The organism is Cellulomonas sp. GbtcB1 (assembly GCF_019091725.1).
Lineage (GTDB): Bacteria > Actinomycetota > Actinomycetes > Actinomycetales > Cellulomonadaceae > Cellulomonas.
This window is the reverse complement of sequence record NZ_JAGXJG010000230.1, coordinates 1-277: the sequence shown is the minus strand read 5'-3', so window position 1 is coordinate 277 and position 277 is coordinate 1. Positions and strand designations below refer to the sequence as shown.

The 277-nt window shown below is 81.2% G+C and carries 1 pseudogene; it reads left to right on the top strand.

What is annotated here, in order from left to right:
* Nucleotide 1 precedes the first annotated feature (1 nt).
* Nucleotides 2-277 (top strand): annotated as a pseudogene (locus tag KVT14_RS20385) (S9 family peptidase); the annotation flags it as partial.

The window sequence follows — 277 nt, the reverse complement described above, 5'->3', positions numbered from 1 at the left end:
CCTGCACGGCCGCGCCGTCGCCGACCCGTACCGCTGGCTGGAGGACGCCGGCGACGCCGCGACCGAGGCCTGGTCGACCGCCCAGGACGACCTGTACGCCGCGTACCGCGCTGGTGTCACGTCGGGCGCCCTCGCCGAGGGTCCGCTCGCGACCGGCCCGCTGACGGGGCGGCTGCGCGCGCTGCTCGGCGCCGGCTTCGTGGGCGCCCCCGCCCGGCGCGGCGGCCGCCGGGTCTTCTCCCGCCGCACCGGCGACCCGGGGCACGGCGTGGTGGTC